21 protein-coding genes are annotated in these 20131 nt (G+C 46.6%); 17 read left to right on the plus strand and 4 right to left on the minus strand.

Annotated elements, in window-relative coordinates; translation table 11 throughout:
- Nucleotides 1-4: 4 nt before the first annotated feature.
- Complete coding sequence (locus tag C2745_RS02885; protein ID WP_215384911.1) at nucleotides 5-2275, minus strand: cation-translocating P-type ATPase; 2271 nt, start codon at nucleotides 2273-2275, stop codon at nucleotides 5-7.
- 51 nt (nucleotides 2276-2326) lie between these two features.
- Here C2745_RS02885 and C2745_RS02890 point away from each other — a divergent pair, with 51 nt between their 5' ends.
- The 14 genes from C2745_RS02890 (at nucleotide 2327) to C2745_RS02955 (ending at nucleotide 15052) form a co-directional block, all read left to right on the plus strand.
- Nucleotides 2327-2521: a heavy-metal-associated domain-containing protein gene (locus C2745_RS02890; RefSeq protein WP_251368369.1), complete on the plus strand. Its 195-nt coding sequence runs from the start codon at nucleotides 2327-2329 to the stop codon at nucleotides 2519-2521.
- Nucleotides 2522-2587: 66 nt separating this feature from the next.
- Entirely contained in the window at nucleotides 2588-3235 is a 648-nt protein-coding gene (locus C2745_RS02895) for a DUF47 domain-containing protein (RefSeq protein ID WP_215384912.1), read from the plus strand.
- Nucleotides 3236-3315: 80 nt separating this feature from the next.
- Complete coding sequence (locus tag C2745_RS02900; protein ID WP_251368419.1) at nucleotides 3316-4257, plus strand: inorganic phosphate transporter; 942 nt, start codon at nucleotides 3316-3318, stop codon at nucleotides 4255-4257.
- 130 nt (nucleotides 4258-4387) lie between these two features.
- Nucleotides 4388-5476, plus strand: a complete 1089-nt coding sequence (apbC, locus tag C2745_RS02905; RefSeq protein WP_215384916.1) for an iron-sulfur cluster carrier protein ApbC — start codon at nucleotides 4388-4390, stop codon at nucleotides 5474-5476.
- 32 nt (nucleotides 5477-5508) lie between these two features.
- A complete protein-coding gene (locus C2745_RS02910; RefSeq protein ID WP_251368370.1) occupies nucleotides 5509-6024 on the plus strand; it encodes a DUF3305 domain-containing protein in 516 nt (171 codons plus the stop codon).
- Nucleotides 6024-6602, plus strand: coding sequence for a DUF3306 domain-containing protein (locus tag C2745_RS02915; RefSeq protein WP_251368372.1), 579 nt, complete (start codon nucleotides 6024-6026; stop codon nucleotides 6600-6602). Before C2745_RS02910 ends, C2745_RS02915 begins: the two co-directional genes overlap by 1 nt.
- An 11-nt stretch (nucleotides 6603-6613) precedes the next feature.
- The gene (locus C2745_RS02920; protein WP_215384922.1) at nucleotides 6614-8707 is read left to right on the plus strand and encodes a 4Fe-4S binding protein; all 2094 of its coding nucleotides are present in this window, start codon (nucleotides 6614-6616) and stop codon (nucleotides 8705-8707) included.
- Nucleotides 8700-9350: a molecular chaperone gene (locus C2745_RS02925; protein ID WP_215384924.1), complete on the plus strand. Its 651-nt coding sequence runs from the start codon at nucleotides 8700-8702 to the stop codon at nucleotides 9348-9350. Before C2745_RS02920 ends, C2745_RS02925 begins: the two co-directional genes overlap by 8 nt.
- A gap of 126 nt (nucleotides 9351-9476) precedes the next feature.
- A complete protein-coding gene (locus tag C2745_RS02930) occupies nucleotides 9477-9698 on the plus strand; it encodes a formate dehydrogenase (protein ID WP_215384926.1) in 222 nt (73 codons plus the stop codon).
- Between the two features lie 61 nt (nucleotides 9699-9759).
- Complete coding sequence (locus tag C2745_RS02935; RefSeq protein ID WP_215384928.1) at nucleotides 9760-12738, plus strand: formate dehydrogenase subunit alpha; 2979 nt, start codon at nucleotides 9760-9762, stop codon at nucleotides 12736-12738.
- A 27-nt stretch (nucleotides 12739-12765) separates the two neighbouring features.
- Nucleotides 12766-13422 carry a formate dehydrogenase FDH3 subunit beta gene (gene fdh3B / locus C2745_RS02940; RefSeq protein WP_215384929.1) on the plus strand — a complete coding sequence of 219 codons (657 nt, stop codon included), beginning with the start codon at nucleotides 12766-12768 and terminating at the stop codon, nucleotides 13420-13422.
- A complete protein-coding gene (locus C2745_RS02945) occupies nucleotides 13422-13658 on the plus strand; it encodes a hypothetical protein (protein ID WP_215384931.1) in 237 nt (78 codons plus the stop codon). Before fdh3B ends, C2745_RS02945 begins: the two co-directional genes overlap by 1 nt.
- Nucleotides 13659-13705: 47 nt before the next feature.
- Nucleotides 13706-14767 carry a formate dehydrogenase subunit gamma gene (locus tag C2745_RS02950; RefSeq protein ID WP_215384933.1) on the plus strand — a complete coding sequence of 354 codons (1062 nt, stop codon included), beginning with the start codon at nucleotides 13706-13708 and terminating at the stop codon, nucleotides 14765-14767.
- A 3-nt stretch (nucleotides 14768-14770) separates the two neighbouring features.
- Complete coding sequence (locus tag C2745_RS02955; protein WP_215384935.1) at nucleotides 14771-15052, plus strand: hypothetical protein; 282 nt, start codon at nucleotides 14771-14773, stop codon at nucleotides 15050-15052.
- Here the strand turns inward: C2745_RS02955 and C2745_RS02960 are convergent, their stop codons facing one another.
- Together C2745_RS02960 and C2745_RS02965 are read right to left on the minus strand one after the other, a co-directional pair.
- Nucleotides 15053-15760, minus strand: coding sequence for an ATP-binding cassette domain-containing protein (locus tag C2745_RS02960; RefSeq protein ID WP_215384937.1), 708 nt, complete (start codon nucleotides 15758-15760; stop codon nucleotides 15053-15055).
- Nucleotides 15753-16448: an ABC transporter permease gene (locus tag C2745_RS02965; RefSeq protein WP_215384938.1), complete on the minus strand. Its 696-nt coding sequence runs from the start codon at nucleotides 16446-16448 to the stop codon at nucleotides 15753-15755. Before C2745_RS02965 ends, C2745_RS02960 begins: the two co-directional genes overlap by 8 nt.
- 66 nt (nucleotides 16449-16514) lie before the next feature.
- On the opposite strand from C2745_RS02965, the gene C2745_RS09715 reads away from it, so the two are divergent.
- Genes C2745_RS09715 through cls form a run of 3 tightly spaced genes read left to right on the plus strand, consistent with a single transcriptional unit; the run spans nucleotide 16515 to nucleotide 18939 of the window.
- The gene (locus tag C2745_RS09715) at nucleotides 16515-16715 is read left to right on the plus strand and encodes a (2Fe-2S)-binding protein (protein WP_215384940.1); all 201 of its coding nucleotides are present in this window, start codon (nucleotides 16515-16517) and stop codon (nucleotides 16713-16715) included.
- Nucleotides 16715-17467, plus strand: a complete 753-nt coding sequence (locus C2745_RS02975; protein ID WP_215384942.1) for an endonuclease/exonuclease/phosphatase family protein — start codon at nucleotides 16715-16717, stop codon at nucleotides 17465-17467. The genes C2745_RS09715 and C2745_RS02975 overlap by 1 nt, the downstream gene beginning before the upstream one ends.
- Complete coding sequence (gene cls, locus C2745_RS02980; protein WP_215384944.1) at nucleotides 17464-18939, plus strand: cardiolipin synthase; 1476 nt, start codon at nucleotides 17464-17466, stop codon at nucleotides 18937-18939. The genes C2745_RS02975 and cls overlap by 4 nt, the downstream gene beginning before the upstream one ends.
- Here cls and C2745_RS02985 read toward each other — a convergent pair.
- The gene (locus tag C2745_RS02985; RefSeq protein ID WP_215384946.1) at nucleotides 18936-20120 is read right to left on the minus strand and encodes a CaiB/BaiF CoA-transferase family protein; all 1185 of its coding nucleotides are present in this window, start codon (nucleotides 20118-20120) and stop codon (nucleotides 18936-18938) included. The genes cls and C2745_RS02985 overlap by 4 nt on opposite strands.
- Nucleotides 20121-20131: the final 11 nt, after the last annotated feature.

The following is a 20131-nucleotide window of genomic DNA, read 5'->3' on the forward strand; positions in this document are numbered from 1 at the left end:
CTTTTTAGTAATGGGTAGGGCGCCAACGCTTTAGCAGTAATGCGTTGCTGAGGACGCAAAAGCTGGATAGCGCCATGGCGCTGCCAGCTAACATCGGCGAGAGATAGCCTAGAGCCGCCAAGGGAATGCCTGTAGCATTGAAGATAAAGGCCCAGAATAAATTTTGCTGAATCTTTTTCCAGGTTCGCTTCGATATATCGATAGCACTTGCCACTAGAGTGGGGTCACCTCTCATCAAGGTAATTCCTGCAGCTTGCATAGCCACGTCAGTGCCAGTAGACATGGCCATGCCTACATCTGCAGTTGCTAGAGCGGGTGCATCGTTTACGCCATCACCCACCATTGCTACATATTGACGATCGCCATCTTTTGTTTGAAGCTTGCGAATAATTTCTGCTTTGTCGCCTGGCATGATTTGTGAAAATACTTCTTGTATGCCAATAGAGTTTGCAACGCGATTCGCTGCCGCGCTATTGTCGCCAGAGAGCATGACTGCGCGAATGTGTAGTTGATGCAAAGAGGTGATTGCCTCTTTGGCGCCATCCTTCAATTCATCTCCAAAAGTAATGATTGCAATCGGTGATGAAGGTGTTTCATTATTCATTAATGCCGAAACCGTTTGTCCAGCATCAAAACATGCTTGCGCCTTTTTAAGGAGTACGAGGTGTTGAGGGTTGCCCTCCAAAGAGGCGATGCTTTGGAGACTCAGGCTTTGCCCCATAAAAGGCCCAGAGCTTGGCTTTCCGCTAATGCCAATCCCGGGCAATGCCTTGCTATCTGTTGGGGTTATGGGTGTTAAGCCCTTTTGCTTCACATCATCTAAGAGTGCTTTTGCAAGAGGGTGCTCGCTACCTAGCTGTAATCCTGCGGCACTGACCAGGATATTTTCTTGTGTGTATGTATCTTGAAAAGAAATAATCTGTAGCAATCTAGGCTTGCCGATTGTGAGGGTACCTGTTTTATCAAAAGCGACAATATTGAGGCGATGCGCTAATTCCAAAACTTGCGGATCTTTAATTAGTATGCCAAAGCGTGCTGCAACACCAGTTCCCGCCATGATTGCCGCAGGCGTTGCTAAGCCAAGAGCGCAAGGGCATGCAATTACTAGAACCGATACTGATCGCAAGATTGCAATGGATGCAGAATCTAGATAAAACCAATTTGCTAAGCCAGTGATGATCGCAATCACAATGACGCTAGGTACAAAAATGGCGCTGACTTGATCGACTAATTTTTGGATAGGTGCTTTTTGGGTTTGCGCATCCTCAACTAAAGTAATAATTTTAGAGAGCACGCTTTCTACACCGACTGCCTGGGCCTCTATGACCAATAAGCCTTCCCCATTCAGTGAGCCACCGATCACTAATCCGCCAGCATGTTTTTTGACTGGATCACTTTCTCCGGTAAGCAAAGATTCGTCTACATGGCTATTGCCAAGTAGGATGAGGCCATCTACCGGAATGCGCTCCCCAGGTAAAACCAGGATACGATCTTTTGGAAATACCTGATCAAGGGGAAGGTCGCGAAATTGATCTAAAGGTGATCCCGCAGAAATGGCAAGATCTTTGTCGATTACCTTTGCGTGCTCTGGCCATAATTTTTGTAAGGCACGTATCGCTTCGCTGGTTTGTTGTTTGGCTCTAGCTTCCAACCATTTGCCAAGTAAGACCATGCAAATAATGACTGCCGAGCCTTCGAAATAAAGTTCATGCGCCGCATGATCAGCGCTCACCATTTGATACACGCTTAAACCGTATGCTGCACTAGTGCCTAGTGCCACCAATAAATCCATATTGCCTACACCGGACATTAATGATTTAAAACCTGCTCTATAAAAACGCCACCCTAAAAAAAACTGCACGGGGCTAGCGAGCAGGAGTTGCCATTTGGGTGAGAGAGTCCAATGAATGCCAAATGGCATGAGAAACATCGGCACAAATAGTGGGGCAGAAAGGGCGAAGCCTAGTAAGACGCGCCCCAAACCATCTGCACCCCAAAAGGACTGGGAGCTGGGCAGATCTGAAATTCCATGGGGATTACTAATTTTGGCCTGGTAGCCTGTTTTTTCGACCAGAGCGATGATTTCATTGATTTTGAGCTCGGAACCCGGTTTTAGGCGAATTTTTGCCTGTTCGGTGGCTAAATTGACGCTAGCCGCTTCAACCCCAGGAATCTTGTCTAAAGCCTTCTCAACCCTACCAACACAGGAGGCACAGGTCATGCCGCCAATATCCAGAGTAAATAGCTCTGATTTAGTGTCTTTTTGAGGGTTCATATAGAAGATAATCTACTGCATACAAGCCACATTTACATCAAAAGGGCCTATATGTTGAGTTTGAAAGTATCTGGAATGACCTGCGGCGGCTGTATCAATGCAGTTACTCGAGCAATCCAGGCTCAGGACCCCCAGGCAGTCGTGCAGGCTGATCTGGCCAGTCAAATTGTGAAGCTTGAAACCAGCCTCTCTGAGGCGCAGGCGAGCCAGCTTATAACAGATGCCGGCTTTCCAGTTGTTCAATAGCAATTGTTTAGAATAGCGGCAAACCTAACAAAACCCGTAGTTTTTGTTCCTAAAGGATCGTGATTTATGTTCTTCAGTAAGTTAATGCCTCACGATGGTAATTTCTTCGAGCTATTTAATGAGCACGCAAGCAATATCGTTTCAGCCTCCGAATCTTTTTTAAAGTTTGTCGAGCACTACAGTGACGAAGCTTTGCGCGCAAAATACACTCAAGATGTTGATAAAGCAGAGCATGCTTGCGATGATGTTGTGAAAGAAGTGCATCGCCGTTTGCACAAAACTTTCATTACGCCTATCGACCGCGACCAAATTTTTTCACTCATCAATACGATGGATGATGTTGCCGATTTATTGCAAAACGGCACCGAAGCAATGCACCTATACGATGTAAAGCAAATGACGCCTGAAATGTTGCAAATGGCAGAGCTTTGTAATCAGTGCTGCATCAGCATGAAAAATGCAGTTGCTACATTAAAAGATATCTCTGATCCAGAAGTGGCTAAAGCTGCATTAAAGACTTGCGATGAAATTGATCACCTGGAGTCTGGGGCTGATCGCCTGTTATCTACTGCTATTACTAGGTTGTTCCGTGAAGACATCGAAGTGCGTGAGCTCATTAAGTGCCAGCGTATTTATGAATTGCTCGAGGAAGTTACCGATAAATGTGAAGACGTTGCCAATTTGGTTGAAGGCATCGTTCTTGAAAACTCTTAAGGCGAATTAAGTTGCCAGCGACAGAAGTAGCTTTTTGGGTTGTGGCGCTTTTAGTAGCGCTTGCGCTTGCATTCGATTTCATGAATGGATTTCATGATGCGGCGAACTCTATTGCAACAGTAGTTTCTACTGGCGTTCTAAAGCCGCAGCAAGCCGTAGTATTTGCGGCCTTCTTTAATTTCTTGGCAATCTTCATTTTTCATTTGAGTGTTGCCGCTACAGTAGGCAAGGGAATTGTTCATCCTGCAGCCGTTGATTTGCATGTGATCTTTGGCGCTTTAGTGGGCGCGATTATTTGGAACGTGATTACTTGGTATTACGGGATTCCATCTAGCTCATCTCATGCTTTGATTGGAGGCCTAGTTGGTGCTGCCTTACCAAAGGCTGGCTTCGATGGCCTGGTCTGGTCTGGCGTTATCAAAACCGTCTCATTTATTTTTATCTCCCCATTAGTTGGATTCTTATTGGGCTCCTTGATGATGTTGTTGGTAGCTTGGGTTTGCAGAAATGCGAACTTGGCAAAAACTGATCGTTGGTTCCGCCGTCTTCAATTGCTTTCTGCGAGTGCCTATAGCTTGGGTCACGGTGGTAATGACGCTCAAAAGACCATCGGCATTATTTGGTTATTGCTCATCATTACTGGCTATGCCGAAGCAAGTGCAAAGATGCCGCCTACTTGGACCATTATTTGCTGCTATATCGCTATTGCGATGGGCACGATGTTTGGTGGCTGGCGTATTGTGAAAACGATGGGTCAAAAGCTTACAAAGCTCAAACCTGTAGGTGGTTTCTGTGCTGAAACTGGTGGTGCCATCACTTTGTTTGCAGCGACAGCTATTGGTATTCCGGTTTCTACTACCCATACAATTACTGGGGCTATTGTTGGTGTTGGCTCAACCCAGAGGGCCAGTGCGGTTCGGTGGGGAGTTGCCGGAAACATCGTTTGGGCCTGGATCTTCACCATTCCAGCCACTGCTTTGATGTCGATGGTGGTTTACTACTTGAGTCTGTTGATTTTCTAAGACAGTAGATAGAAGGTGAGTAAGGTCACTTTCAGCAAATATTTGCCGCTACGAGTAAGCTAGCGCTAATTAAGAAAAATACTTAAAACCTAGAAGTGCATTCTAGGTTTATTCATATTAGGAGAAGGTAGTGTCGGTTACACCAGAGTTGGTACAGGCAACGCTTAAAAATTTAGTCGATCCCAGTACCGGGATTGATTTCGTCACGGCAAAAAATATTAAAAATCTCCGCGTTGAAGAAGGCAATATTTCTTTGGATATCGTGTTGGGTTATCCAGCTAAGAGCCAATTTGATTTCATTCGTAAATCAGTGATTAATGTTTTGCGTGAATTACCTGGCGTAAAAAATGTTAGCGTTAATATTTCCAGTCAAATTGTTGCGCATGCGGTGCAGCGTGGCGTGAAGTTATTGCCAGGCGTAAAAAATATCATTGCAGTTGCTAGTGGCAAGGGTGGCGTAGGTAAGTCAACTACCGCCGTGAACTTAGCATTGGCACTTGCTGCTGAAGGTGCGCAAGTTGGAATCTTGGATGCGGATATTTACGGTCCAAGCCAACCGATGATGCTGGGTATTACTGGTAGACCCGACTCTATTGAAGAAAACACAATTGAGCCGATGGAAGGCCATGGCTTACAAGCAAGCTCAATTGGTTTTTTGATCGATGATGATGCTCCGATGGTGTGGCGTGGCCCCATGGTAACTTCTGCCCTTGAACAACTGCTTCGTCAAACGCGTTGGCGCGATTTGGATTACTTAATTGTAGATATGCCGCCGGGCACTGGAGACATTCAGTTAACGTTGGCGCAAAAGGTTCCCGTAACTGGATCAGTCATTGTTACGACACCGCAAGACATCGCATTGTTAGACGCGCGCAAAGGCCTGAAGATGTTTGAGAAGGTAGGCGTACCTATCATTGGCATTATTGAAAACATGAGTACTTACGTTTGCACAAAATGCGGACATGAGGAGCATGTGTTTGGTAGTGGCGGTGGCGAGAAAATGTGTAAAGAGTATGGAGTAGATTTCTTGGGTTCTTTACCATTGAATCTTTCTATTCGCGAGCAGGCTGATGCAGGTCGTCCTACCGTAGTAGCTGATCCCGATGGTGCGATTAGTGCAATCTACAAAGGTATTGCTAGACAGGTAGCTATTCGTGTTGCTACTCTATCCAAAGATATGAGCAGCAAATTTCCAAACATCGTCGTTCAAAACACCTGAGGCGCTGAACATTTATGCGTTTTGCAGTGTTGATGCGCAAACAAAATATCGATAATCCATGGGTTTCATTCCGATGGATGCCTAAGGAAGTGTTGCCTGATTTTGGGCAATTTAACAGCAATCAAAGTAATTCCATCGTAGGTCAGTTTTTGGGGCGTGATGCAGATGGGGAATCTTGGTTGTTTACCGGCTACGAACTGGATCTCTTCCCAGACGAGGCCGAAGGCTACTACCTGAATGTTTCTGCAACAACGCCCGCTTGGTTTGTAATGTGGCGTCTAGAAGAAGATATTGATCGTTATATCGATGAGCAATCTATTGCCCTCGCAAAATCTGAATCATCTTTTGCTGTGCCCCATCGTATTTGTGTTAGTTACAACGAAGCAGCCCGCCTGCTCGATGGCGGGGAGTCAGTAGACACAGTTCCAATGAGCGAGCAGCATGCAGCTTGGTTGCAAGAATATGTCAATGACAACTATCGGCCAGAGCCTAAAAAACGTCACAAGCCCGCCTCGTTTAAAGGTGCAGAGCGTCCTGCGGAGGAATGATGGCGGATGGATTTCTAAGTCGTTGGTCTAGACGTAAGGCAGGCAAAGAGGAAGATGCGCTGGAGAATAAGGTGGAGACGTCGAGCGAAGCCCCCACAACTCTTCCTCTTGAGAGTCCACCGGAAGATACTCCGCCGCCTCCGACTTTGGAGGATGTGGATAAGATTGATCGATTCGCTCCAGATTTTTCCGCTTTTATGAAGCCCGATGTAGATCCCGCTGTTCAGCAGGCCGCTCTAAAGAAAATGTTTACCGATCCCCACTTCAACATCATGGATGGGTTGGATATCTATATTGACGATTACAGCAAGCCCGATCCACTGCCTCCTGGAATGTTGGAGAGAATGGTGCAGAGCGATATGTTGAACTTGTTCCGCAAGCCAGGCGAGGAGGAGTCTCAGGATGCGCAACAGAGCGTGGGTCAACCGCCTGGTCCGCAGCTGGAGGGTGAGTCATTAGAGGCGCAAATGCAAAGTGATTTAACATCCACACAGCACATCGGCGCAGCAAGAGCGCCCGATCCATTGGATGAAGTGTCACCAGAAGCACCGGTGGGGCAAGAACAGAAAAAAACCTAAGAAGATAGCGCATGAGTCAAAAATTAGTCTGCAACTGTAATGGCACCATGCCTTTGGACGCAAAAGCAATGGGCGTGCCGGTTCATCAATCTTTATGTAGACAAGAGGTTGGTTCCTTTTTAAAAGCTTTGGATGGCTCTGATTCTTTAGTGGTGGCGTGCACACAGGAGGGCGCATTATTTAGTGAGCTAGCCGATCAGGCCGAGAAGCCGCTGGTAGCCCCTCTGCGCTTTGTCAATATTCGTGAAGTTGCTGGTTGGACACAAGAGGCTAAAACTTCGGGACCAAAGATTGCCGCTTTATTGGCTTTGGCGGATATGCCAGAGGCTGAGCCAGTCCCCGTTGTGAATTACGAAAGCCAAGGTAGATTATTAATTGTCGGCGCTGGATCTCAGGCGATTCCTTGGGCGGAAAAATTAAGCCCATCTTTAGATGTGTCAGTTTTATGCACTGAGCCAGGTAACCTACCGCTTACTAGAAGCTATCCCATTTTTACAGGCGTGGTTACTAAGTTAGATGGTTATCTAGGTAATTTTTCTGTTGATTGGGATCTGCAAAATCCGATTGATCCAGAGATGTGTACTCGCTGCGGGGCTTGCGTTGAAGCATGCCCTGAAGGCGCAATCAATCTTTCTTTTGAGATCGATTTAAGTAAATGTAAGTCTCACCGCGATTGCGTTACAGCGTGTGCAAGTATTGGCGCAATTTCTTTTGATAGAAAAGAGCGTGCACGTAACGCTGAATTTGATCTGATTCTGGATTTGCGTGTGGATCCTAAAATGCGTATGAGTCAAACTCCACAAGGTTACTTTGCTCCTGGGGTGGATCCTTTGGAGCAAGCCTTGGCAGTAAATCAGCTGTCAGAGATGGTGGGTGAGTTTGAAAAACCTAAATACTTTGTCTACAACGAAAAAGTTTGTGCACATGGCCGTAATGGCAAAGTAGGCTGTAGTGCTTGTATTGATGTTTGCTCTACAGGCGCAATTGGATCCATATTTAAAAATGGCCAAGGCTCTGTAGAGGTCAACCCAAATCTTTGTATGGGTTGTGGCGCTTGCGCTACTACTTGCCCTTCAGGTGCAATGCGTTACAACTACCCAAGCGTTGCGCATCAAGGTAAAGAGTTGAAAACCTTGGCTAGCGTCTTTACCGCAGAAGCCAAAAAGATCAATCAAGCAATGGCGCCAAGCTTGCTGTTGCACAGCTTAAAAGCTGGCACGCAAATGATTGACGGATTAGGTAGATCTGCGCATGTCATGCCAAAGCAGTTTGAAGGACTTCCTGCTTTTGTTATTCCTTACGGTATTGAGCATATTGCCTCTACTGGGTTGGATTTGTGGCTCAGCAGTCTGACTTATGGTTTTGCGGAAGTTATTCTTCTTTTGAGTGGAGATGAAGATCCGGCTTATCGTGCCGCACTCGAAGAGCAGGCAAATTTAGCCAATAGTATTCTTAAGGCTTATGGATTTGATGAGCGCATCCATTTGATATTGGCAAACTCTACTGACGACTTAGCTACAGCATCTAAAGCAATGGGTGTATTGCGTCAGCGAGGTGCGCTTGGTTCCATCTGCACGCCTGCAACGGTTGCCTTATCTAATCAGAAGCGCGAAACGCTAGAAGCTGCTTTAGAGCATTTACAAAAGCAAGCAAAAACACCGCTCCCTGAAGCTGGCGTTGCCCTACCAAAATCTTCTCTATTGGGTGGCCTCGCAATTAATAAAGATGCGTGCACTCTCTGTATGTCATGTGTCAGCGGATGTCCCGAGGGCGCGCTCTTGGATAATCCTGATGAGCCAATACTCTCCTTTATCGAGAAGCAATGTGTTCAATGCGGAATTTGCGTACAGACTTGCCCAGAAAAAGCGCTAACGCTCTCTCCTCGATTGCAAACGGTTGAGCAGCGCAAGCAAAAGGCAGTACTCAATGAAACCCAGGCCTTCCATTGCATTAGCTGTGGCAAGCCTTTTGGAACAATGAAGATGGTTGATTTGATGTTGACCAAGTTGGGCGCTCATGGCGCTTTTGCTGGTGCAGCAATGGACAGGCTCAAGATGTGTGGCGATTGTCGTGTAGTAGATATGGTGAAAAAAGAACATGAGTGAAATGGCAAAAGAGGCGGCAAAAGATAATTTATCTGCGGAAGTAGGCGATGTTGGTTTGCCGGAGGATCTTGCAAGAGCCGATCTATATGGTTTGATCGCACGTTTTTTTCAGATGCCGCCAGATCAAGAGTTGCTCGATCAGATTGCCGCAACAGCAGATCAGCAAGATGCCGCTGACGAGGCGCCATTGGCAAAAGTCTGGATGGACGTGGTTGAGGTTGCGAAAAATAACCCAGCTAAAGCTTGGCATGATGAGTTTGATTTGAATTTCATCAGCGTTGGCAAACCCAATGTCGTGCTCAATGGCTCTTTTTATGTTGCCGGCCATCTTAACGAGAAGCCCTTGGTCAACATTCGCAAGGCTTTAGCGGAATTTGGGCTAGAGGCGGCGGAGGAGGTTACTGAAACTGAGGACCATATCTCTGCGCTCTGCGAAGTAATGCGATACCTGATTGCAGGGGATGATGTCGAGATTTCAAACCTTACAAATCAAAGGGTTTTTTTCAATGAGCACATTCGCCCTTGGTATGACGAATTGTGCGATGCAATAGAAGATATTCCAGAGATGCATCTCTACCACCCGATTGCCGCTCTCACTAGAGAATTCTTGGCTATTGAGGGGCAAGGTTTTGACATGATTTGATGCTGCGTTGCAGCATGTTGCGCACTGAATTTATGACCTAGTAATCCCCTATATGGCTAATATGCCAAAAATGCAATTACGGATTACACTTGAGCGAAATCAAGAAAAATTACATAGGAGCATGCCATGAGCACTAAATCCAAAGTTGCTTTAAGCGAAGAAAATACACAGTCGCGCCGTAAGTTCTTTATTGGTGCAGGCGCTGCAGTTGGCGCTGTAGCTGTTGCTAGTCAAACTCCAGTTGGTAAGGCAGTTATCCAAGAAATTAGTGGCACCAAAACAGTGAAAGATGTCGGTCAAACGATGTCTGCACACATGCGCAAGTATTACGAAACCACTTTGATTTAACGATCTTTGTTTTGCTGTAACTGTTATTCAATAAATACAAAAACTTTCTCAGGGACACCATATGAGTCTGACTCGTAAATCCAATACCCCACAAAGCAGTCGTTCAACATCGCGCCTGATTGGCAGCTTGTCACGTGGCTTAAAAGCTGCTGTGCCAACGATGGATCGCCGCACATTCCTTAAGCGCTCAGGCGTAGGAGTTGGTGCCGGCATCGCTGCAAGTCAATTGAGCTTTGTGCAAAAGGCTGCTGCTGAGCCAAGCAAGGCGATGCTTGATGGTAAGGGCAAGATTGAAGTCAAAAGATCTATTTGTACCCACTGTTCAGTGGGCTGCGCCGTCGATGCTACTGTTGAGAATGGTGTTTGGGTACGCCAAGATCCTGTGTTTGATTCCCCGATTAACTTGGGCGCACACTGCGCAAAGGGCGCAGCATTGCGTGAGCATGGTCATGGTGACTATCGCTTGCGTTATCCAATGAAGTTGGTTGATGGCAAATATCAGCGTATCTCTTGGGACCAAGCACTCACAGAAATTACTGCTCAGATGAAGGGTATTCGCGAGAAATATTCTCCGGATGCAATGTTCTTTATTGGATCATCTAAACATAACAACGAACAGGCCTACTTGCTGCGTAAGTGGGTCTCTTTCTTTGGTACAAATAATACAGACCATCAGGCTCGTATTTGTCACTCCACAACAGTTGCCGGTGTTGCGAACACTTGGGGCTATGGTGCGATGACCAATAGCTATAACGACATGATGAATGCCAAGGCAGCTTTGTATATTGGTTCAAACGCTGCTGAAGCTCACCCTGTTTCTATGTTGAGTCTTTTGCACGCTAAGGAAAATGGCTGCAAAGTGATCGTGGTTGATCCGCGCTACACCCGTACAGCTGCTAAGTCAGATCAGTACATCCGCATTCGTTCCGGTACAGATATTCCATTCTTGTTTGGCTTGCTCTATCACATCTTTAAAAACGGTTGGGAAGATAAGAAGTACATCAACGACCGCGTTTACGGTATGGAAGAGATTCGTAAAGAGGTTATGGAGAAGTGGACTCCTGCTGCGGTTGAAGAGGCTTGCGGTGTGCCTGAAGCTCAAATGTATAAAGCAGCTGAAACCATGGCCAAGAATCGTCCAAGTACGGTTGTTTGGTGTATGGGTCAAACACAACACACCATTGGTAATGCAATGGTTCGCGCGTCCTGTATTTTGCAGTTGGCATTAGGTAACGTTGGCAAGTCTGGCGGTGGTACCAATATTTTCCGCGGACACGATAACGTTCAGGGTGCAACTGACGTAGGTCCTAACCCAGATTCATTACCTGGCTACTATGGTTTGGCTGCTGGCTCATGGAAACACTTCGCAGCTGTTTGGGGTGTTGACTACGATTGGATCAAAGGTCGCTATGCACCAGACATGATGGAGAAATCCGGAACTACCGTTTCTCGTTGGGTTGATGCTGTTCTCGAAAAGAACGACATGATTGATCAACAGACAAACGTTAAAGGTTTGTTCTTCTGGGGGCATGCACCTAACTCACAAACACGCGGCTTAGATATGAAGCGCGCGATGAATAAGTTAGATCTCTTGGTTGTGGTGGATCCATACCCAAGTGCTACAGCAGCAATGGCAGCAATGCCTGCGGCTGAAGGTGATGTTGTTAACAAAAATCGTAACGTCTACTTATTGCCTGCGGCTACTCAGTTTGAAACTACTGGTTCTGCTACAGCTTCAAACCGCTCATTACAGTGGCGTGAAAAAGTCATCGATCCATTGTTTGAGTCTGTTCCTGACCACGTAATCATGCAAGCATTTGCTGATCGTTTGGGCTTCGGTGAAGAGTTGTCCAAGAACTACAAAATGCTCAACTCTAAATTTGCTGGTAAGCAATGGAAGGAGCCGCAAATTGAAGATATCCTGCGCGAGATCAATCGCTCTTGCTGGACTATTGGCTACACCGGTCAAACTCCTGAGCGCCTCAAAGCGCATATGAGAATGGTTGGCGTATTTGATCCGAAGACATTGAAGTCTCGTGGTGGTGTAGACCCACTAACCGGATACGACACTACTGGTGATTACTATGGCTTGCCTTGGCCTTGCTACGGCACAGCGGCAATTAAACATCCTGGCTCACCAAATCTCTATGACACCAGCAAGAGTGTGATGGAAGGCGGCGGTAACTTCCGCGCTAACTTTGGTGTTGAGCGTGAGGGTGTGAGTTTGTTAGCTGGCGATGGCTCTTGCTCTAAGGGGTCAGCAATCACGACTGGTTACCCAGAGTTTGATCACGTGCTTGTAAAGAAATTAGGTTGGTGGGATCAGTTAACTGAGGATGAAAAGAAACTTGCCGAAGGTAAGAACTGGAAGACTGACTTGTCTGGTGGTATTCAGCGCGTTGTAATGAAGAACGGTTGCCATCCATTCGGTAATGCGAAAGCACGTGCGATTGTTTGGAACTTCCCAGATGCAATTCCAATTCACCGTGAAGCGCTCTACAGTACTAACGCTCCAATGATGCGCAAGTACCCAACAGCAGCGGACAAGAAGAATTTCTGGCGCTTGCCAACTCTCTATAAGACTGTTCAAGATCAAAACTTGAATAACAAACTTTATGAGAAGTTCCCAATCATTCTGACTTCTGGTCGTTTGGTTGAGTATGAAGGCGGCGGTGATGAGACTCGTTCTAATCCATGGTTGGCCGAACTCCAACAAGAAAACTTTGTGGAGATCAATCCTAAGGCTGCAGCTGATCGCGGTATTAAGAACTGGGATTACGTTTGGGTGAAGTCTCCAACTGGTGCCAAGATCAAAGTTCGCGCATTGGTTACTGAGCGTGTTGATCAAGGTACGGCATTTGTGCCATTCCACTTTGCTGGTTGGTGGCAAGGCGCTGACTTGCGTAAATACTACCCAGAAGGTGCTGCTCCTGTAGTTCAGGGTGAAGCGGTTAACACTGCAACTACTTATGGTTATGACATGGTGACGATGATGCAAGAAACGAAAACCACAATGTGTCAAATCGAGAAATTTGCCTAAGTCAAAAAATAAAGTCAGGAGAACACAATGGCAAGAATGAAATTTATTTGTGACACAGAACGATGCATTGAGTGCAACGGTTGTGTCACTGCCTGTAAAAACGAAAACGAAGTACCTTGGGGTGTTAACCGTCGTCGCGTTGTAACAGTAAATGACGGCATCATTGGTCAAGAAAAATCAGTTTCAGTTGCTTGTATGCACTGTAGCGATGCTCCTTGTATGGCGGTGTGCCCAGTAGATTGCTTCTACCGCACCGACGAGGGCGTAGTTCTGCACGATAAAGATATTTGTATCGGTTGCGGCTACTGTTCTTTTGCTTGCCCATTTGGCGCACCACAGTTCTTGAGCAAGGGCGCCTTTGGTTCCCGCAGCAAAATGGATAAGTGCACATTCTGTAGTGGCGGCCCAGAAGAAAATGGCAGTGTTGCCGAATTCGAAAAATATGGTCGCAACCGTTTGGCAGAAGGTAAGTTACCGCTTTGTGCTGAGATGTGTTCTACCAAGGCATTGATTGGTGGCGACAGTGATGTGATTACTGGTATTTTCAACAACCGCGTTGCTACTCGTGAGAAGAACGGCAAATATCCAGGATCCAAGGCCTTTGGTTGGACTACTGCATATGGTGGTCCAGATGCGCCAGCGCCAACTCCAACACCTGCTGCAAAAATTCCAGGAGCTAAATAATGAAAGTGAATTTCAAAACTCTCGGTTTATGTTTTGCAGCAGCAGCTTTGTTGGCCGCTTGCTCTGAGCCCCCTGAAATTGCTGCGAAAGCTGCTAAACGTCCAGACGTTGCTCCTTACATGGGCGCAAATAATGGGTTCGTGACAAAGGGCTGGACGCCAGGCAACCAAGCTAGTTGGACTGAGTCGATCGACAAGCGTACTCAGGGTCAAAACGAATACAGTCGCGTTAAGTGATCCACTAAATAACAATAAATAAAACGAAAACGTTTAAGGACATGTGTATGAAACGATCATTTTCTAAAGTTCTACGCACTTTGGTGGTGGCTGCTGGTTTGTCGCTGACTTTGGCAAGCGGAATGAGCTTTGCAGAGCGCGCACCGATGGCGCCATTGCCATCTCCTAGCGGAGTGGATGTGCCGCCTTTGTCAGTGCCGGCCAATCCAAATGCTTTGGCTAATGGAACGCAAGCCCAGGCTCAGCCGGCAAACCCTTCTATTTTTACTTCAGCAAATAGCGATCCTTACAACTACGTCAGCATTCCAGATAAAGAGGCTAGCGTTCTGATCCAGCGCTCTGGTCAAGAGTGGCGCGTAATTCGTAATGGGGTTATCACTGTTTACGGTGGCTGGTTATTGGCAATAGCTTTTTTCGGGGTTATTGCGATGTACACGGTTAAGGGTTCAATCAAGCTGCATGAACCAATGTCTGGCGTAAAGATCAAGCGCTTTAGTGCATTTGATCGCTTAGTTCATTGGTTGATGGCATTTAGCTTTTTAGCCTTGGCCTTTACTGGCTTATTGATTCTGTATGGCAAGTACTTTGCAATGCCGTTAATGGGCGGGGCTGCTTATGGCTCATTCCTCATGGTTTGCAAAAACATCCATAACTTCACAGGTCCTTTGTTCACTATTTGTATCGTGATTTTCTTCTTGCTCTTTGCGCATAAGAATTTACCTGGTAAAGGTGACCTCCAGTGGTATTTAACTTTTGGTGGCATTTTTAGTGGCAAGCATGTGCCAGCTGGTTTCTTTAATGGCGGTGAAAAGATCTGGTTCTGGTTTGGTATGACTTTCTTGGGCTTGGTAATTTCAGCCTCAGGCTTTGTGCTCGACATGATCGTGCCATTCATGACTATTGAATACACTCGTGGCACGATGCAAATTGCCAACATCATTCACAGCAGCGCTGCGATCTTGATGTCTGCAATGGCAATGGGGCACATCTATATCGGCACCATCGGTATGGAAGGCTCAATCGATGGCATGAAGACTGGTTATGTGGATGCTACTTGGGCTAAAGAGCACCATGAGCTCTGGTATGACGAACTTAACAAAAAAGGGTAAGCCATGAAAAAAATCATTGCTTTCACATTCTGCGCGTTTGCCGCATCTTCAGTATTGGCTGCACTGCCGCCGTTGACTCCTGAGCAAGCAGAAGCAGCAGCGCTTACTAAAGCAAAAGCTGCTTACGGCGATAGAGTCGGTGCATACAAGTTATGCCTAGCTCAAAACAAAGTAGCTGATCAATTTCGAGTTCCAGGCACACCTGCTCCAGCTGCATGTACAGCGCCGCCGCCATTTACACCGCCAGTGGCCGCTGCACCTGCCGCAGCTCCAGCGGCTAAGTAATTAGTCGGCTAGTAGCTCTTGATGTAAGTAGCGTTTAGCTGCTTGTGTTTGGGGATTGGCAAAGAAGGGACCTACGGGTCCCTTTTCTTTTATCTCGCCCTGATCAATAAAGATGATGTGCTCAGCAAGTCTTTGCACCTGAGCCAATTGATGTGATGAAAAAATAACATCTGCACCTTGCTGATTAAATTGGCGAATTAATCCTTCGACTTGCTCCGTAGTATTGGGGTCAAGGTTCGCAGTTGGCTCATCCAATAAAACTAAATTGGGCTTTTGAAGAATGGCTCTTCCTAGGCATAATTTTTGTCTTTCGCCGGCTGATAACTTATGTGCGGGACTGCCAGATAATTTGCTTAAGCCGACTTGTTCCATCACATCTACTAGATCAGAGTTGCTGATAGAGGAATCGGCATCACGAACGATTCCAAGATTAGTAATGGCAGATGCTTTAATCATTGGAGTGTGATGCAAAACTAAGGAGATCCTCGTTTTAAAGGAGTAAGTAACAGTTCCGGTATCTGGCTTAATGAGGCCATCAAGCAACTTTAAAAAAGTAGTCTTTCCGGCGCCATTTGGCCCAATGCAAGCGGTAATTCGGTCAGCCGGAATGATGGCATGTGGAATATTGAGAATAGTTCTACCGTTGCTCTTAACTGTAATGCCCTTGAGCTCGATGAACCTTTCAAAATTCTCCATTGCATTAACCATAGCGACGCTCCGCAATTTGGCGAACTGCAAAGGTAAATAGGTTTGCCAATAAAACAATCATTAACAGGACTATGCCCAGTGCTAGCGCTAAGGGAAGGTCGCCTTTGCTAGTCTCCAGCGCAATTGCAGTGGTCATGGTTCTGGTGGAGTGATCAATGTTGCCGCCAACGATCATGACGGCCCCCACCTCAGAAATAGCCCGAGCTAGCCCGGCCAAAATGGCGATGGTCAAAGAAAAGCGGCAATCCCATATCAACCATTTAAAGCGGGACAGTGGCGGCAATCTCAGGCTTAAAAAAGAATCTCGGTGAATGCTCCAAGAGTCCTCCAGAATTTGCCTGCTTAGGGCGGCAATTAGAGGGGTTGTGAGCAGAGTTTGAGCCACAATCATGCCCTTGGTAGTAAATAGCCAACCCCAGGCTCCAAGAGGTCCTGAGCGAGAAAGCATAAGATAAACAATCACGCCAACAATGACCGTTGGAACGCCCATGAGGGTATTGAGCGTCACAATAATCGTTTTCTTGCCTGCAAATCGCTCCGTAGCTAGCAGGGCGCCAATTGGAAGGCCTAGTAGCGTTCCAATCAGTAGGGCCGTGAGGCTAACCTGCAGGGAAACCCAGACGATTCCCAGCACTCCGCCATCTAAATGGGCGAGTAGGGTGAGGGCGTCCTGAAAAGCTTTCAACATGCGCTTGATTCTATCAAGGCAATGGCAAAATGGCTGTAATGAGACTGATTCCCCTATTTTCGACTTATGGCTGAAGTGGTTTGCCTTTGCAATGAGGTTCTCGACGTGGATTTACGCGAGTATCTAGATGCTAACCCGGTGGACTCTATAGAGGAGTTGCGGGAGCGGGCTTCTATTTGCAATAAGTGTATGCAGTGCCAGGAGCTGGTTGAGGGCGAAATTTACTTAGCACGCGTAAGGCGTCAACGGGCGGCAGGACAGTTTTGATGACGATTACGAAGAGCGCGCGCTTCACCGTTATGAGTATGAATGTCCATAAAGGCTTATCGCCATTACATCGACATTCAACCATTTACCAGTTGCGTGAAAAAATGCGCAGCCATCATCCTGATTTGCTTTTTTTGCAAGAGTTGCAGCAGGAGCATCGAGGCAGGATTAGACGTTTTGGTCAATGGCCGCTAACAGAGCTGACTCACTTTCTGTCGGAAGAGTTTTGGCATGACTGGCATTATGGAAAAAACGTGGAGTATCGCGATGGCCATCATGGCAATGCCATTCTTTCTAAGCATCCCCAACAAAAGGGAAATAACTACGATATTTCAGCATATCGTTTTGAGGGCCGTGGGTTGCTGCATAGTGTTACAAAGCTCGATGGCATCGATAAACCAATCCATTGTTTTTGTGTGCACCTCGCACTCTTTGAGCGCGGTAGAGAGCGTCAGCTTGACGCAATCATTGGCCATATTCAAAATTTGACCGAGGGCGGGCCAACGATTGTGGCGGGGGACTTTAATGACTGGCGCAATCGAGTAAGTGCGCCAATGAGGGCAGCCGGATTTAATGAGGTCTTTGAGGCGCTTACAGGCTCCCCAGCTAAGACTTTCCCAAGCATCAAACCGCTGCTTCCTATGGATAGGATTTATGTGCGCGGCTTAAAGATTCATTCTGCAGAAATTTTGCATGAGTGGTTAAAACTATCGGATCATTTAGGTATCACTGCAGAACTGGAACTTGTATGAACATCATTGCGTATATTTTTGGGTCTGTTTTTGGATTTTCTTTAATTTGGGTTCCGATAGCACATTCAATTATCGTAATCCTGTTTGGTTTTCATTTGATCTCGGCAAGAAGGCCGGTTGGCGTTGCATTTGCTTGGTTTTTAATCGTCATCTTGATACCTATCATTGGTATTTCGCTGTATATATTGATTGGTGAACGCCCCGTAGGCCGAAAGCTGACGCGAAAAATTATTCGCATGAATCATCAATACGAAAAAATTACTGAAACAATGCGACAACAGTTTGCAGCAGATCGCCAGAAGCTGCCTGTCGAAGGCAGGGCTCTGAGCCTCTTAGCTGAGTCTAAAAATGGCTCGCCAGTGGCTGCTGGTAACAAGATTGAATTGCACACAAACTCCTTAAAAATTCTGCAAAATTTTGTTGATGAGATTAATCAAGCTAAAAAAAGTTTGCACCTGGAGTTTTATATATGGGCCTTGGGTGGTGATGCCGATCGGGTTTGTGAGGCCCTGATTGCTGCATCTAAGCGTGGCGTTGCCTGTCGTGTACTGCTAGATTCGCTGGGGAGTAAGAATTGGTTTAAATCTCACTGGCCAGCACGTTTCCGTGCAGCTGGTATTGAAGTAACAGAAGCTTTACCTATTCAGATTGGTCGTTTTCAGTTCCGTCGCGCGGATTTGCGTCTCCACCGAAAAATATTTGTAATTGATGGTGCAGTTGTATGGACGGGTAGCATGAATTTGGTTGACCCTCGCACATTCAAGCAAGACTCCGGTGTGGGTGAGTGGGTAGATGCCATGGTTCGCATTGAAGGTCCGGTAGCAGCGCAATTTGAGCTCACTTTTGCATTTGACTGGAGCGTTGATAACCCCAGCATTACTCACTTTGATGATCGTGAGCCACCTATTTCGCCTCATGAGGGCGGTGCAATTGCACAAGAGTTTTCATCTGGGCCTGTTTATCGAGACGATATTTTGTATCAGGTCCTACTCTCCGCCATCATGGATGCTAGAGAGGAGTTAACAATTACCACTCCTTACTTTGGGCCTGATGATGGATTAATCCAGGCGCTCATGGCGGCTGCAGGTAGGGGAGTCAAGGTCACGCTCATTCTGCCAAAATTGAATGACTCCACCTTGGTTGCTTGGAGTAGTAAAAGTTTTTATGCTGACCTAATGAATGCGGGCGTAACAATCGCTGAATTTCATGGGGGCTTGTTGCACACTAAGAGTTTGTTGATCGATAAACGAATCGCAATTTTCGGATCAGTCAACTTTGATCAGCGTAGCTTACGTCTAAATTTTGAAATCAGCCTAATCGTTTACAACGTCGATTTTTGTGCCAAGCTGGAGAAGCTAATTGAGTCTTATTTGGCGCAATCAGACCTCGTCAATCCTAAGGTCTGGGCCAATAGACCGGTGTGGCGTAGATACCTTGAGAACGCAGCCCATTTAACTTCGCCACTGCTTTAAATCGCTCCGTTAACCTTCATCTCGGCGATTTGATGGTCTGCTAAGCCCAGCTCTTTGAGGATGACCTCAGTATGTTCACCAACTGCAGGAATGGCATCCATGCGGTACTCGTAACTATCATTCAAACCCGGAGGCAGCAGGGCGGTGATAGCGCCGTTAGGGGTATCCACCTCTGTCCAGCGATTACGCGCCTTCAGTTGTTCGTGCTTCCACAGGCCTGCCATATCGTTTAAATGAGCGTTAGCAATTTGGGCCTTTTCTAATCTTGCGATTAACTGCTCGGATGTAAGCTGACTAAAGCAAGCATCAATAATTTCCAAGAGTTCAGCACGTTTTTCATTGCGCTTGAAATTGCGATCGAAGCGCTCATCTTTGGCAAGCGCGGTATTCTCTAAAACAAGCTCACAAAACTGCACCCATTCGCGTTCATTTTGAAGTCCAAGCATCACGGTCTTGCCATCGCCAGCCTTAAAAGGACCATACGGATAAATTGTTGCGTGTGAGGCGCCATTTCTTGGGGGTGGTTCTGCGCCTTTGTAGGCGTAATACATTGGAAAGCTCATCCACTCGCTAAGGGATTCCAGCATAGAGATGTCAATGACAGTGCCTTTACCTGTTTTCCCTCTTTGCAATAAGGCTGCCAAGATATTGGTGTAGGCGTACATGCCTGCGGCAATATCTGCAATCGAATTGCCTGCTTTGCTTGGGGTTTCTTTTGTGCCGGTAACTGATAGGAAGCCTGCTTCACTCTGAATCAGTAGGTCGTAAGCCTTCTTATCCCGATAAGGTCCGTTATTGCCATAGCCAGAAATATCGCAAAGAATGAGTCCAGGGTTATCTTTCTGCAAAATCTCTGCAGTCAGGCCCATGCGCGCAGCAGCGCCTGGTGCCAAATTTTGGACCAGCACATCAGCTGTTTTTAGGAGTGTTTTAAGTGCGGCAATCGCTGATGGTTGCTTGAGGTCAAGCGTTAAGCTTTCTTTGGAGCGATTGACCCAAACAAAGTGAGAGGAAAGACCTTCCACTTGAGTGTCATAACCTCTTGCAAAATCGCCACCACCAGGGCGCTCAACCTTGATCACTCGTGCGCCTAGGTCAGCTAGTTGGCGTGTGCAGAAAGGCGCTGCAATTGCATGCTCTAAAGAAACAACCGTAATTCCATCTAAAGGACGAATACCCATTTCAATATCCT

The organism is Polynucleobacter sp. AP-Kolm-20A-A1, assembly GCF_018688315.1.
GTDB lineage: Bacteria > Pseudomonadota > Gammaproteobacteria > Burkholderiales > Burkholderiaceae > Polynucleobacter.